Below are 13,943 nucleotides of genomic sequence, written 5' to 3' on the forward strand. Positions count from 1 at the left end.
ATGCACTGAGAGCGCTCTCAACCAGAGAGGGCCTCCCGGCAGCTCCCCCCACTGGCCTTCCCACCGAGGAGGAAGAGCTTGTCCGCCAACGAACCCCCCGTGCCCCCCACACCCCGCCCCCACCGCAGGGCGGCCGCGCTCGTCGCAGCGCTCGCCCTGGCCGGAGGCCTGCTGGCCGCCTCACCGGCAACTCCCGCCTCCGGAGCCGCGGTTCCGGCGACGATCCCGCTCACGCTGACCAACAACTCCGGCCGCGGCGAACAGGTCCACGTCTACGTCATAGGCACCGAACTCTCGACCGGCCGCCAGGGCTGGGCCGACGCATCCGGCGCCTTCCATCCGTGGCCCGCCGGCGCCAATCCGCCGTCACCCGCACCGGAGGCCTCCATCGAGGGCCCGGCGAGCGGCCAGGCGAAGACGATCCGGATGCCGAAGTTCTCCGGCCGGGTCTACTTCTCGTACGGACAGAAACTGGTCTTCAAGCTGGCCACAGGTGGCCTGGTGCAGCCCGCGGTGCAGAACCCGAGCGACCCGAACGCGAGCATCCTCTTCAACTGGACGGAGTACACGCTCAACGGCTCCGGGCTGTGGATCAACAGCACACAGGTCGACATGTTCTCCGCCCCCTACGCGGTCGGTGTGAAGACCCCCGACGGCTCGACCAGGACCACCGGCCACCTCAAGCCCGGCGGCTACAACGCCTTCCTCTCCTCGCTGCGCAGCCAGCCCGGCGGCTGGGGCGGCCTCATCAGGACCCGGTCCGACGGCACGGTCCTGAGGGCCCTGGCGCCGGGCCACGGCATCGAGGCCGGGGCGCTGCCCGCCAACGTCATGAGCGACTACGTCAACCGGGTGTGGAGCAAGTACTCCTCGCAGGCACTCACGGTCACCCCGTTCAAGGACCAGCCGTCCGTGAAGTACTTCGGCCGGGTCTCGGGCAACACCATGAACTTCACCGACGCCTCCGGCGCGGTCGTCACCAGCTTCCAGAAGCCCGACTCGGACAGCGTCTTCGGCTGCTACAAGCTCCTCGACGCACCGAACGACCTGGTCCGGGGCCCCATCTCCCGTACGCTGTGCGCCGGTTACAACCGCTCGACCCTGCTGAGCAACCCCAACCAGCCCGACGCTGACGACGCGAACTTCTACAAGGACGCGGTCACCAACCACTACTCCGCCAAGATCCACGCCCAGATGGCGGACGGCAAGGCGTACGGGTTCGCCTTCGACGACGTCGGCGCGCACGAGTCACTGGTGCACGACGGCAACCCGCAGCAGGCGTACATCACGCTGGATCCGTTCAACTAAGGCTTGTCCCGCAATGATCGCGGAGCCGAGTGCAGAGCTCTCTGATGGGGTGGTGGCGTGCTCAGCCGGTGGCTTGTGTGGTGTTCAGTGACCGGGTGAAATCGGCGAGTGTGTGGAAGTCGTCCTCGCGCAGACCGATTCGCGGGTTGACGTGGTGGAGAAGCCCAGGACCCCGGTGGTGGGCGGTTACGTACGCCTCGTCGAGATCGCTCTGCTCGTCGTCTACCCAGGCGAAGGGACGACCGTTGGCGTAGTCCACAAGGGGACCGGTCTTCCAGTGGACTCCGTCGGGGCGTTCTTGGAACAGGGCGTCGCCGAACTCGACGAAGGGGAGTTCGGGAAGGCCGAGCACCGGGGCGATCCACCGGTTGGCGTCGTCCCTCCATGTGGTGGCCCAGCACAGCTCGTAGTCGAGCCGAAGCAGGGCTTGCCCGTGCTCAGGGTTGAGCCAGACCCGCAGGGGCCGTCGCCGGGGCGAGAGTCCTCCGTGTTCCGTTGGGGTCTCGCTGTCCCGGGGCACCCTGAGTGTGGTGTAGCCGAACGGGCGCTTCTCTGGTTTGGCCGCAAAGGGGTTGAGCGGCCCGTCCACATCGAGGAACAGCAGTGGTCGGTTCACGATCTCCCCCTTGCCTAACATCGGCTGTGCAGTGGAGCGTAGCTGCAACGATCGTGTCGGCGCCGGGCGGATCTGATGTCATGATCCCGGTGTGGTGATCACGGCGTCGGAGCCGTCCTGGATATCCCCGTTTACCGGCCTGAGCCCCCGCCAGTTCACCAAGCTGGTGACCGTACTGCGGCGCCAGGAGATCGGCCCCGTCCGCCGGGGACGGCCCTGGGGCCTGCCTCTGGAGGACCGGCTGTTGCTGGTCGCGGCCTACTGGCGCACGAACTTGACGCTCCGTCAGCTCGCTCCGCTGTTCGGTGTATCCAAGTCGACTGCGGACCGACCAACCATCAGGTGGTCATCGATGCAGATAGCCGCCTGGTCGTCGTTATCGGCCTCCCCTTGCCGGGCAACCGCAACAACTGCAAGTCGTGGGCGGAATCCGGCACCAAGGCCGCCGTCGGCAACACCATGACGATCACCGACGGCGGCTATCCGGGCACCGGCCTTGTGATGCCCCACCGGCGCCGCAAAGGCGAAGAACTCCCCGGCTGGAAGCAGGCGCACAACAAGTCCCACAAAGCAGGTCCGCGCTCGTGTCGAGCACGCCTTCGTCCGCATGAATAGCTGGAAGATCCTCCGCGACTGCCGCCTCAAAGGCGATGGTGTACACCACGCCATGCTCGGCGTTGCCCGCCTGCACAACCTCGCCCTCGCAGGATAGGAAGGCAAGATTCATCGCCGCTGACAGCTGCCGAATCGACCTCAAGATCAGTTACGGGACAAGCCTTAGCCGCTTGTCGTCCACGCCGAAATCAAGGGTGCCCTCCTCATCGGCCGGCCAGCCCAAGCTGGATGGATGCCGCGTCGACCGTCTGCGCCAGCAGGACTGCGATGGTCATGGGGCCGACCCCGCCAGGGACCGGCGTGATCAAGCCGGCACGAGTGCGGGCAGTGTCGAAGTCAACGTCGCCCACGTTGCCGGGGTTGTATCCGGCGTCGATCACGACGGCCCCTGGCTTGACGTCTGCGCCGCGAATAAGCCGAGGCCTTCCCACGGCCGCCACAACAATGTCCGCTTCCTGCACGATCGCGGCCAGATCGGTCGTACGGGAGTGGCAGTAGGTGACAGTGGCATCCCGGGCAAGCAAGAGCATTCCGACGGGCTTGCCGAGGATCGCACTGCGACCCACGACAACGGCGTGTTGACCTGCAAGATCGACCTCGTACTCGTCCAAGAGCCGCATGATCCCGCCAGGGGTGCACGATGCGAATCCAGGCAGTCCGAAGCTCATCGCCCCGAAGGAGTTCATCGTGACCCCGTCGACGTCCTTCTCCGGCGCGATGGCCTCGAATGCCGCCCGCTCGTCGATGTGAGGGCCTACGGGGTGCTGAAGCAAGATGCCGTGCACTCCGGCATCCCGCGAGAGGGACTGGAGGGTCTCCACCAGCTCAGCGGTTGTAGTGGCGGCCGGCAGGCTGACAAGTCGGGACTCGATGCCCGCCTTCGCGCAGCGGGCCCGCTTCATCCGGACGTATGTCACCGAAGCCGGATCCTCACCTACCAGCACCGTTGCGAGGCAAGGCGCCACGCCGACACGTCGCGCAAGCTCTGTCGCCTTGCCTGACGTCTCCTCAACGATGCGTCGGGCAAGGCCAACGCCGTCCATGAGCCGGGCTGTCTGTGTCTGGGACATGGGGTCGCCTCCAGGCGTCGCTGACCACTCGCCCAGGCGCACGGCATCGACCGATTCGTCAGACCGCTCCCCGGTGGTGCTCCACCTCAGCGCCAGTCACGGCCCGCGCACCACTCTAGTGGCACTCTTCCGCTGATCAGGAGCGGGAAGTTGAAAGACACCTACTCACGAGGGCCCGGCGGTGGCGCGCGGGAGCACGGCGGTGGGCTGGCGGTGAATTGCGGAATCACGGGGGTGGGCCCGCCCGGCTCGCCCCATGCCGAAACGCAACGTGCGGGTGTGCGTGGCCTCCGCCACGGTCAACGCCGACGCCATCAAAACCATCGACCACTCGCGGGACACACTCACGGTGGAAATCACCGTCACCGGGCAGCGCACACCCCTGCCATGCGCACCAACGACCCGGCGGGCACAGCCCACAGCCTGCTGAACCACATCGCCCAGTGCGCCGAAACGGGCGGTCGCTGGGTCCTCTCCCCCGACACCACCCGCCCGGCCACCTGGGCCCGCGAACCCCTCGGGACCACCAACCGCCGGGCCACCACCCGCTACACCGGCGGGCGCCAGCCTGGTGCGCCTCCCGTGGTCGTGCCCGACTCCTGGGCCATCCCCGACGGCATGACCCACTGCCGCCATCGGTGACACCTTGAGCTGCGCCACGTGGTCTCCGAGAACGAGGGCGGGGCGCGGTCGGATTTCGAACCTCATCGAAGACGGGGGGGGTGGGGCCGATTCGAGCCCCACCGCAACGACTCCCGGCTCAGTTCCTGCGCCGACTGCCCCACCGACGGCGTTCCGGCCGGGGGCCCGAGTGCGACGGAGGCGTGCCGTTGTAGGCGGAGGCCTTGTACCCGAGCAGGAGTTCCTCTTCCCTGGCCACGATGACAAGGGCATGGGCGTTCTCGACGTAACCCAGGCGGTAGGCCTCGTTGAAGGCATCGCGTGCCTCTCGGCTCCGTTCCTGCCGGTCCAGCAGGAGCCCCAGGTGGTACGCGGCGATCGCGATCCCCGCCTGCATCGCCCGACGCAGATGCTTCTCTGCAGGGCCGAGCTGGTCGTTCTTGGCGTAGAACCAGCCCAGCTTGGCGTGCGCCTCCACGATTCCCGATTTCGCGGCGTCATGCAGCAGCTGCTCGGCCTCCTTGTGCTGTGCCGAGCGGTGGGTCGCCAGCAGAATTCCGAGATGATAGCCAGCCATCGTGTACCCAGAGGAAGCGGCGTATCGCAGTAGGGTCTCGGCCGTTTTGGTGTCTCCCTCGTCGTAGAGGAAGTTCCCCAGGTTGAAGGAGGCGACCACGTGCCCCGCATCGGCCGCCTCGCGGTAAAAGTCCTTCGCCTCCTGCCGCTTCCCGGCGGCTTCCCGGATAACGCCCATGGCGAAGCACGCGTCGGCGTCCCCTTCTCGAGCCCCCTTCGCGTAGGCCGCTTCGGCTCTCTTCTTCTTGCCGGCGGCGTCGAGGACTTCCCCCATCACCGTGTGAGCCTGCGCAATGCCGCGGTCGGCTGCTTCCTGGAAGGCGGCCAAGACGGCCTCGTCCTTGCTCCGGCCGGTGAGCTTCCGGCATTCCTGCTCGCTCACGCTGTGGAGCAGGACACCGAGCTGAAGGAAGGCATGCGACCTACCCATTTCCGCGGCCTTCGTGTACCAGAAGAACGACTTCTGCTGTTGGCCCTCCTCGTACTCGAGACGCCCCAGGTCGTAGGCCGCGTCCTTACACCCCTTGTCGTATGCCTCTTGGAGGAGGGGCCGAGCGGTCGTACGGTCTCCCGCTTTTTAGGCGATCACCCCGCGCAGATGAAGTGCGTCGGGCACACCCTGGGCGACGGCGGGCCCAAGGAAGACCTCGGCTTCCGTATCGCGGTCTTCCGTAATGAGCAGGCGAGCGGCTGCCAACGGCGCGTCCTCGTCATCCGACCGGGCGGCACGGGTGAAGCACCGGAGTGCTTCCTCGGTCTCCCCGGTCCATTCCAGAGCCGTACCGAGTAATACGAGTGCGCCCGCGGCCGCGTCGGATTCCGCCGCCCGGCGCAGCGGAATCAGCGCCTGTTCCGGGCGGTTGGTCTGCAGGAGGAAATACCCCAGGTCCCGGAGTGCCTGGGGCGTTCGCGACTTGGCCGCCTCGCGCAGTACCTTTTCAGCAGCTTCCTCGTCCCCTTCTTCGTGGAGCAGCATGCCCAGGAGGCAGGCGGCACCCACGTTCCCGGCTTTGGCTGCGCGACGGTACAACGGCTTCGAGGCCAGCCGGGACCGCACCTCGTTACGCACTGCGCTTCGAAGGCCGTGCCATGTGGAGCTACACCTTCCAGGATCATCAAGATCCATTGTCAGGTGTGTCCAACGGGAGTCACCTCACCCTCAACTACACCCTCAACTACACCCCCACGAAACGACATCACCCCTCGGCCCGGTTCGACCACGGCGGGAACTCTCCCTGGTCCAGGGCACATTGTTTCGCCTCAGCGTCGAGCATCCCCCAAAGGCCGCGACCGACGGTTCCCTCACCGTCCAGCGCAGTGGCGACGTCGGATCACCACACTCATCGGGTTGCAGCTAAGGCTCTTTGGGCCGGGTGCGCGCAGGCATGGTGGAGATCGGAGCGGTCATGCTGGGCCGTGCGCGCGGACGGGGCTCGGCATCGGTCCCGGCAGGCCCGTCTTCCGCGCGGGGTGATCGTTAGTGGGGCGTTAGTGGCGCATGCCTATGATCTCCGCGGCATACGGCCGTGGGGGCGGCCCGAACGTGCGCGGACCCGGCTGACTTCTTCAGAGAAGGCTCCGTCGCCTGATACGGCGGCCGGTTTGCCGCTGTTCATGTTTTCGATGAGGGGATCCCCCATGCCTGCCACAGGAAATGCTGCCGTACGCCGCGGATGGTCCGCGCGCGTGCGAAGGTCCGAGAAGGAACGTTTCAGACGGAGCGGACCGGTGGCCGGGGTGCGCGGCCCGTTCTGGCGGACCGCCTGGGTCTGTGTCCTGGCTCTGCTGAGCAGCATGGTCGCGGTGATGACCGGAGCGACCGACGCGGCGGCCCTGCCAGAGCCGCGGAACACCTGGGTGGCCACCCAGAACATGCAGCAGAAGAGCGAAGTCTGGGGCCGTGTGGAGGCTCTGGCAGGCAGCCACCACGTGGTGGCTCTGCAGGAAGTCCCGCGCAGGAACGACGCCAACGGCTGGTGGGTCCCCGCACCCCCGGACCGCGGGCAGGGCGTCGTAACGCAGCTGACCGACCGGGGCGGAACCGGCCAGCTCCCGGCACTGCCGCCCAACGTGACCGAGTACCGGTGGAACGTGGGCAGCAGCCGGTTCCCGGAAGTGCGTTACCTCTACCTGCTGCAGACCTCCAATACGGCACACCCCCAGAACATTCCGCTGGGGATGGTCACCGATTCCCGGGTGAACCGCGCCCTGGACGTGGCGGCTGCCGGCAGCAGGCGAAATGCCCTGGTCCTGCTTGACGGTCACCAGGGGAACACCCAGAACTTCATGGCGTACGCGTCGTATCACGCTGATGCGTTTGCCGGAAATCCGGCGCAGGACATGGTCGCGGAGATAGCGGCGCAGGTCGAACCGCTCGGCCCGAACTGGGACTGGGCCGTACTGGGGGACTTCAACCGGGGACCGAACACTCTGAACAACGACCAGACCATCACCGACCTCGATGCCACCGTCATCGCCGCGGTCGACGAGAGGGGCAACCTGCTGCCCACCCAGAGTTCGGGGGGCACCCTGGACTACATGATCACCTCCGCCCCTCAGGCCGCGTGGCAACGGGCCACCGGCACCTGGGGCAACTCGGGCGGCGACCACCACTCGGTGATGTTCGGCAGTCCGCGGGGAGGAGCGGAGCCCTCCCGGCACGTCGCCCTCGTGAACAACAACACCGACCTCGCCGTCACCGGAGTCGCAGCGCTGAGCACCCCGCACGGCGAACAGTTCAGGAATGCCACGTCCCAGGTCTATTCGCTGAATTTCGCCACGCGCTCCGGCGAGCACGACTACTTCCACCTCGTGAATCAGGCCAGTGGGCTCTCCTTGATCTCAGGGGACTTCGGAGTGGTCGGGAATCTGGACAGGGCGAGCTCCAGTCATCCACCGGAGCAGTTCCTGTGGCGTATCGACGGTGATCTCATTCGCAACATCCGGGGCGAGCGCCTGACCATGTGGGGGACCAACCACCAGCTGTCGATGGGCAAGCCCGTTCCCACGGAGCCCGAACCCTCCGCTTCCTGGTCGGTGGGTGAGGTGGACCTGGAGCACCTGGACACCGGCGGGTTCCCGGTGCAGGTGAACCAGCCGGTGTACTTCGCCAGTGAACACAGCCTCCGGTACCTGCGGGAGGACATCGCGGTGGACCGGGTCGTCGAAGGCCGCCTGAGCGACCACGCGGGCGTCCCGTACGAGAAGTGGCTCCTGCGCGCGTCCACCGCCGTGGCGGGCACGATGTACCTGGTGAGCATGGTGTCGGGCAAGTGCCTGAGTTCAAGCCTCATTCCGATACTCGGGCACGCGATGGCCAAGACCGAGGCCTGCCCGACCGCCGGCAGCACTCCCGAGGCCGAACAGCGCATGTCGTGGCAGTTCCTGGACGGCCAGATCTGGAACCCCTCCTCCGGCGCAGCCGTGGGCAGCAACTCGACAGAGCCCGTCACCGAAGGAACCCCGCTCACGGTCGGCGACAACAACTCCACCCGCTACGACCTGATGCCCACCGGGGACCCCACCGTTCCCGCAGTGCCCAACCCGCCGCCCCACGACGAGCTCAAGAAGCTGGCCGTCATGCCCCTGGGTGACTCCATCACCCTGGGGGTGGGCAGCGGCGGACGGACCGGGTACCGGCCCGCGCTGGCCCAGATGCTGGTGCAGGACGCCCCCGACGTGCAGTTCGTCGGCTCCATGCGCGATACCGACGGCACCCGTCACGAGGGCCACTCCGGCTGGCGCATCGACCAGATCTCCGCGAACATCGAACGCTGGATGGAGCAGGCCAAACCGAACCTGGTCCTCCTGCACATCGGCACCAACGACATGGACCGCGACTACCAGGTGGGCACCGCCCCGCAGCGACTGGCCGGGCTCATCGACCAGATCCACGCGTCCTCTCCGAACACCGCGATCGTGGTCGCCTCCCTCGTCCCGGCGACCGACCGCACGGTGCAGGCCCGGGTGAACGCCTACAACCGGGCCATCCCCGGCATCGTCGCCGACCGGGCACAGCGCGGCTACCGCATCACCCAGGTCAGCATGAGCACGCTGACCGTGGCGGACCTCGACGACAACCTGCACCCCAACGACCGCGGCTACCGCAAGATGGCGGCCTCCTTCCACGGCGGCGTCATCACCGCCGCACGCAACAAGTGGATCGACGAGAACGTCACCGTCAAGCCCGCCCCGCCAGGAACCGGCACCCCGGCCACGGCCGGTGACTACCGGGTCGACATCAATGGCGACGGCCGCTCGGACTACCTCGTCGTCGAGGACAACGGTGCCGTCCGCGCCTGGACCAGTTCCACCACGGCTGACGGCACGGTCAAGTGGGCGGACCAGGGCGTGATCGCCTCCGGTTCCGCGCAGTGGACCGGCGAGCGGGTCCGTTTCGCCGACGTGGCCGGCGACGCCCGCGCCGACTACCTCGTCCTCGCCCCCAACGGCGCCGTACGCGCGCTGGTGAACGAGGGCGGCAACGGCCGCGGCGGCTGGCGGGACATCGGGACCATCGCTTCCGGGTCCGCCGCCTGGAACGACACCCAGGTCCGCTTCGCCGACATCGGAGGCGACGCCAAGGCCGACTACCTGATCGTTTCCAACCAGGGCGCCGTCCGTGCCTTCATCAACACCACCGCCGCCGATGGCACGGTCAAATGGACCGACCGTGGCACCGTCGCCACCGGCTCCGCCCACTGGACCGCCGAGGACATCCGCTTCGCCGACGTCACGGGCGACGCCAAGGCCGACTACCTCGTCGTCTCCGACAACGGGGCCACCCAGGGCTACACCAACACCACCACCGCAGACGGCACACTCAAGTGGGTCTACCAGGGCTACGTCGCCACCGGTTCCGCCAACTGGACCGGCGACCAGATCCGTTTCGCCGACGTCACGGGCGACGCAAGGGCCGAGTACCTCGTCCTCGCTCCCAATGGCGCCCTGAGCGGTTACGAGAACACCACCGGGACCGGTCCGTCCGTGAAGTGGACCAACCGAGGCGTCATCGCCACGGGCACGGGCAGTCCCGCGATCCGCGTCCGCATCTGACGCAGGCACACCGACGGGCCCGGTCTGCGCGGTCCGTCGGTGTGCGCGCCGCGGGTGGCAGGCGTGCCGCTGTCGTGTCCAGCGTCCCCGGGCATCCTCGGGCTGCGCCCTCGGCACCACCGCCCTGGCCGTGACGTCCTCCAGCTTCGCCGACGAGCACCACCCAGGCTCAGAACCAACAGCCCAGGCTGCGGCCCCGCTCGGAAGCGGAGATCGCGTTCGTCGGCATCGGTCCGGGAGCCGGGCGCTGGCTCAAGGAGGCCGGACCCGCCAGCGCCACCCGCATCCGCATCCGCATCCGCATCCGCATCCGCATCCGCGCCAAGATGGCCCGCGCGGTCGAGCTGGCCACCCTTCTGGGCAACGACAGAGACGACCAGGCCCTCGGACTCGCTGCCACGGCCGGGCGCTGCGCCGACGACGACCTGCTCCCGATCCTGGGGCACATCGCCGACAGCAGGCCCGCCGGCGAGGTCGTCCGGGCGGACGAAGCCCACTCCGTCCAGAACGGAACCATCGGCTGGCAGGCCCTGGGCCAGTAGTCATCACCCAGGGCAGTTGGAGCCCAGCCGAGCGGGGTCAGTCGCCGAGGAACCACAGATACAGGTGCTGCCCGCGCTCGACGACCAGGCACAACTCGCGGGCCTGAGCGACCCATTCACCACCGCAGGCGGCCGGAAGCCGGTCGAGTTCCGCCAGCAGCAGCGGCATCTGCCGCTGATTGAACACCGCGTCCCCGTACGGAGTCAGGGCGAAGAGCATCGGGAAGCACGCCGGGTCCAGGTCCGCAAAAGCAGCGGTCCACTCCACACCGGCCTTGGCGCGGGCCTCGATGTTCCCGCTCTCACCACGCACCGCCAGATTAATCACCCGCGGAGCCTATCGGCGGCTACCTCGACCAGAGAAGGAATGTACGACTGTGACGTTTTCCCAGGCCCCACCCCTGCCCGAGGAGTTGGACAAGCTGATGCGCCGGATGCGCCTGCCCTATATGCGCAATGCCGCCCCCGACGTGCTGGCCACCGCCCGTGCTCAACGCTGGGATCCCGCCGAGGTCCTGCGGCTGCTGATAGCCGAGGAGGTCACCGGCCGCGACGCGGCCACCGGCGTCCTCGCCGGCACTCGGCGAACTTTCCCACCGGCAAGACTCTGGGCTCCTGGCAGGCCGAGGACTCCACCATCCCCGAACCCACCCAGAACTCGCTGACCACTCTGGAGTGGATCGGCCGCGCCGAGAACACGGCCATTCGCCCGCGGGGGGGCAGGAGCTCTATTCGCTCCCACGCCGCTTCCGTCAACTCGCCTCGACCTGCCGCATGATCAATGATCAGAGTGCTCGTACTCGGACTCCCGCGTGGGGTCCGCTACGAAACGGCTCAGCCGGTAGGTGGTCGGCAGCTCCAGGCGCCCACACAGCGTGTCGATCCGGATCATCGACCCGTCCACTCCTGCATCCCGAAGACGGCGCAACCGCGTACGCATCTCCGCCTGGTCCCGTGTCTCAACGACGACTTCCCACCTTCCCGCGTCCAGCGCGGTGCGGGCAGCAAGCCGCTGCCGTGCGTCCTCTTGCCGCCGCCTTCTTTTCCCCTGTCCTGACACCTGCCCAGAATCACTGGCTGTCGTCAGGACGGCAAGGTGATTGGACCAGGCACGCAGCCGCTCGGTGATCATTTGCCAGACAGACCTAGTAGGACTCCGTTAGGTCTTCTCGTTCGTGCTGTTCGGGAGCATGCTGGATGGGTGGACATGCGGCAAGTGAACGGCCTGCGCTGTGAGTTGGCGGAGTTCGTGGCTGACGCTTTCTCCTCGGCGCCCCGCCGGGATCAGCGGGACGAGGGTGACTGTTATCTGCGTGGGCTGATGCTCGACGGGCGCCGGAAGCCGATCCAGGCCATGGCGGGACGGCTGCCGGACGGTAACGAGCAGAACCTGCAGCAGTTCGTGAACCAGTCGCCGTGGGACCCATTGCCGGTGCAGCACCGGCTCGCCATACGTATGTCGGCACAGATCGCGCCCGCTGCCTGGGCGATCGACGACGTTTCGTTCCCCAAGGACGGCCGGATGTCGGTCGGAGTCGCCCCGCACGTACTGCGGGGCCCTGGGCAAGCGGGCCAACTGCCAGGTGGCGGTCAGCGTCCGCACCGTCACGGACACCGCTTCCTGCCCGTTGTAGTGGCGCCTGCTCCTGCCTGCGGAATGGGCACACGATGACAAGCGGAGGGCAAAGACACAGGTCCCGGCAGGAGTCGGCCACCGTGAGAAGTGGCTGCTGGCCCTGGACATCCTCGACGAAGTCTCCGAGTGGGGACTGGCCCCGCAGGTCGTTGTCGCCGATGCCGCCTACGGCACGAACGCCCGCTTTCGCACCGCGCTCACCGCACGGGGCCTGCACTATGTGCTGGCGATCCGCTCCGACGTGACGGCTCACGCCTTCGGCACCCTGCCCCTAGCACCGCCCCGCAAGGGGGCAATTGGGTGCTGGCCCCAGCCCCGCTACCGGCAGCCCGCGCTCTCCGTGGCTTCACTGGCCACAGGACGGGGACGCTCTACGTTCACAGACGTGACCTGGCGGCAGGGCTCCCGCGGTCCGATGCGCTCAAAGTTCGCGGCCCTACGGATCCGCCCGGCCGGCAAGGCCGTCGAGCGCCCCATCAAAGCGCGGGCCTCCTCCGAACAGGGCTGGTGGGACGGAGTACTGCCGGATCTGTGGCTGCTGACCGAGTGGCCCCGACGGGGCAGAAGCGCCCACCGAGTACTGGCTCTCGGACCTCCCCCGCCGACACCCCCATCACAGACCTGGTGCGCTGGGCGAAACGCCGCTGGCGCATCGAGCACGACTACCACGAACTCAAGCACGGCCTGGACCTGGACCACTTCGAGGGACGCTCACGGCCCGGATGACACCACCACATCACCCTCGCCACCGCAGCCCACGCCTTCCTCACCGAACAACGGCTCCACCCAAAAGCACCCGGGACTCACCTTCTACCAAGCCCTCAACAACCTCCAGGACTTGCTGAGGTGCTGGACCGGCATCTGCACCACCTGCCACCGCCCGCTGCCACCCTCCCGCCGAACCAGACGAAGAGGGCGACAACAGACCTAACGGAGTCCTACTAGAGCGTGGCCGGCAAATGGACCGTCGGCACCTGGTACGCCAGCGCGAGCAGCAGCCGGCGGACTCCCGCTTCCCGGAGAAGGCCATGACCGCCGACCGGGTCGACTCCTTCGACCTTGAGGCCGTCGAACGTTTCCACGCCATGCACCAGGGCCGCAGGAAGATATAGGTACTCCCGGCGGACCCGGTCCTCCACACCGGATCAGGAGCTCGTCCTGCTGAACGAGGCGGCCCGGCTGTTCCTTCCCGTCAGCGGGATGGACCACCACCAGGGGCGAAGGCCCCCGTGTCCACGGCCTCAAGGAGCACCCCGGGCGGAGAGAGGCGTTTGCCCTGCCACTTCCGCCCAAGGAGGACGATCTGCTTGGCCACCTCCTGCCGTGCCACGCCAGAAATAGTCACCCGCACGGTCTCCCCGCCACTCCCCGCAGCCCCCGGCGTGACACTCAGACTCACCCCGGTCAAATACCCCGGATCCACATGCTCCTGAAGTTCAGCGACCAGCACCTGCTCGGCATGGACACGCTTCGATTCCTGCACTCTCACTCCTCGCCCTCAACCAGCACAACCCGAGGATCGTGACAGAGAAGAAAGACCCACCGCAGTCAATCCGGAGAGCCCGACCACGCCTCCCCCTCAACTGCATCGTGCAAGCTTTCGCAGCCGGCTGAACCTGGAGCCGCGAAACCGTCGAAGCAGCTCGAGGGCCGAAGGGCTGTCCGGATCAAAGCCGTGGATACCTTCCAGCTCTCCCGGCACAGCAGGCCCCCACAGTCGGGCACCGTGGCACTTGAAGCAGAAGGCGATCTGGAAAAGCAGGTCGGTGGCGCTATGAGCGCGGACACCCCAGCCCGGGATGAAACAGCGAGTGTTTTCAGAGTGGCCACTGATCGGGTGATGGGCCGGTGTGAGCAACGGACAGGGCTCCCGTGCCGTTGAGGGAGGTGTTCGACGTCTCATC

Annotated in this window: 11 protein-coding genes, 2 pseudogenes and 1 riboswitch; of the genes and pseudogenes, 8 read left to right on the forward strand and 5 right to left on the reverse strand. The window is 67.5% G+C overall.

The window, feature by feature from the left end:
- The first annotated feature begins 78 nt into the window (after positions 1-78).
- A complete protein-coding gene (locus ACIA73_RS39180; RefSeq protein WP_399443759.1) occupies positions 79-1,308 on the forward strand; it encodes a glycoside hydrolase family 64 protein in 1,230 nt (409 codons plus the stop codon).
- Between the two features lie 61 nt (positions 1,309-1,369).
- On the opposite strand, the gene ACIA73_RS39185 is transcribed toward ACIA73_RS39180, so the two are convergent.
- Positions 1,370-1,924, reverse strand: a complete 555-nt coding sequence (locus ACIA73_RS39185) for a hypothetical protein (RefSeq protein WP_399443760.1) — start codon at positions 1,922-1,924, stop codon at positions 1,370-1,372.
- A 94-nt stretch (positions 1,925-2,018) separates the two neighbouring features.
- On the opposite strand from ACIA73_RS39185, the pseudogene ACIA73_RS39190 reads away from it, so the two are divergent.
- A pseudogene (locus tag ACIA73_RS39190) lies at positions 2,019-2,636 on the forward strand (transposase family protein).
- Between the two features lie 106 nt (positions 2,637-2,742).
- Here ACIA73_RS39190 and ACIA73_RS39195 read toward each other — a convergent pair.
- On the reverse strand, positions 2,743-3,609 hold the full coding sequence (locus ACIA73_RS39195; protein WP_399443761.1) for a bifunctional 5,10-methylenetetrahydrofolate dehydrogenase/5,10-methenyltetrahydrofolate cyclohydrolase: 867 nt from the start codon (positions 3,607-3,609) through the stop codon (positions 2,743-2,745).
- A 23-nt stretch (positions 3,610-3,632) separates the two neighbouring features.
- Positions 3,633-3,719: riboswitch (ZMP/ZTP riboswitch) on the reverse strand.
- 277 nt (positions 3,720-3,996) lie between these two features.
- Between ACIA73_RS39195 and ACIA73_RS39200 the strand changes: the two genes are divergently transcribed.
- Positions 3,997-4,251 carry a hypothetical protein gene (locus ACIA73_RS39200; RefSeq protein ID WP_399443762.1) on the forward strand — a complete coding sequence of 85 codons (255 nt, stop codon included), beginning with the start codon at positions 3,997-3,999 and terminating at the stop codon, positions 4,249-4,251.
- Between the two features lie 118 nt (positions 4,252-4,369).
- Here ACIA73_RS39200 and ACIA73_RS39205 read toward each other — a convergent pair whose 3' ends face one another.
- Entirely contained in the window at positions 4,370-5,188 is an 819-nt protein-coding gene (locus ACIA73_RS39205) for a tetratricopeptide repeat protein (RefSeq protein WP_399443763.1), read from the reverse strand.
- 195 nt (positions 5,189-5,383) lie between these two features.
- Positions 5,384-5,932 carry a hypothetical protein gene (locus ACIA73_RS39210; protein WP_399443764.1) on the reverse strand — a complete coding sequence of 183 codons (549 nt, stop codon included), beginning with the start codon at positions 5,930-5,932 and terminating at the stop codon, positions 5,384-5,386.
- 602 nt (positions 5,933-6,534) lie between these two features.
- On the opposite strand from ACIA73_RS39210, the gene ACIA73_RS39215 reads away from it, so the two are divergent.
- Positions 6,535-9,861 (forward strand): GDSL-type esterase/lipase family protein, encoded by a 3,327-nt coding sequence (locus ACIA73_RS39215; RefSeq protein WP_399443765.1) that lies wholly within the window; start codon positions 6,535-6,537, stop codon positions 9,859-9,861.
- Between the two features lie 326 nt (positions 9,862-10,187).
- On the forward strand, positions 10,188-10,403 hold the full coding sequence (locus tag ACIA73_RS39220) for a hypothetical protein (protein ID WP_399443766.1): 216 nt from the start codon (positions 10,188-10,190) through the stop codon (positions 10,401-10,403).
- Positions 10,404-10,440: 37 nt separating this feature from the next.
- On the opposite strand, the gene ACIA73_RS39225 is transcribed toward ACIA73_RS39220, so the two are convergent.
- Entirely contained in the window at positions 10,441-10,731 is a 291-nt protein-coding gene (locus ACIA73_RS39225) for a hypothetical protein (protein WP_399443767.1), read from the reverse strand.
- A gap of 49 nt (positions 10,732-10,780) precedes the next feature.
- Here ACIA73_RS39225 and ACIA73_RS39230 point away from each other — a divergent pair, with 49 nt between their 5' ends.
- The 3 genes and pseudogenes from ACIA73_RS39230 (at position 10,781) to ACIA73_RS39240 (ending at position 13,151) form a co-directional block, all read left to right on the forward strand.
- Complete coding sequence (locus ACIA73_RS39230; protein ID WP_399443768.1) at positions 10,781-11,068, forward strand: hypothetical protein; 288 nt, start codon at positions 10,781-10,783, stop codon at positions 11,066-11,068.
- Between the two features lie 536 nt (positions 11,069-11,604).
- Positions 11,605-12,884, forward strand: a pseudogene (locus tag ACIA73_RS39235) (IS701 family transposase).
- 114 nt (positions 12,885-12,998) lie between these two features.
- Positions 12,999-13,151, forward strand: coding sequence for a hypothetical protein (locus ACIA73_RS39240; RefSeq protein ID WP_399443769.1), 153 nt, complete (start codon positions 12,999-13,001; stop codon positions 13,149-13,151).
- The last annotated feature ends 792 nt before the right edge of the window (positions 13,152-13,943 follow it).

The organism is Streptomyces sp. NPDC051561, assembly GCF_044454195.1.
Taxonomy (GTDB): Bacteria; Actinomycetota; Actinomycetes; order Streptomycetales; family Streptomycetaceae; genus Streptomyces.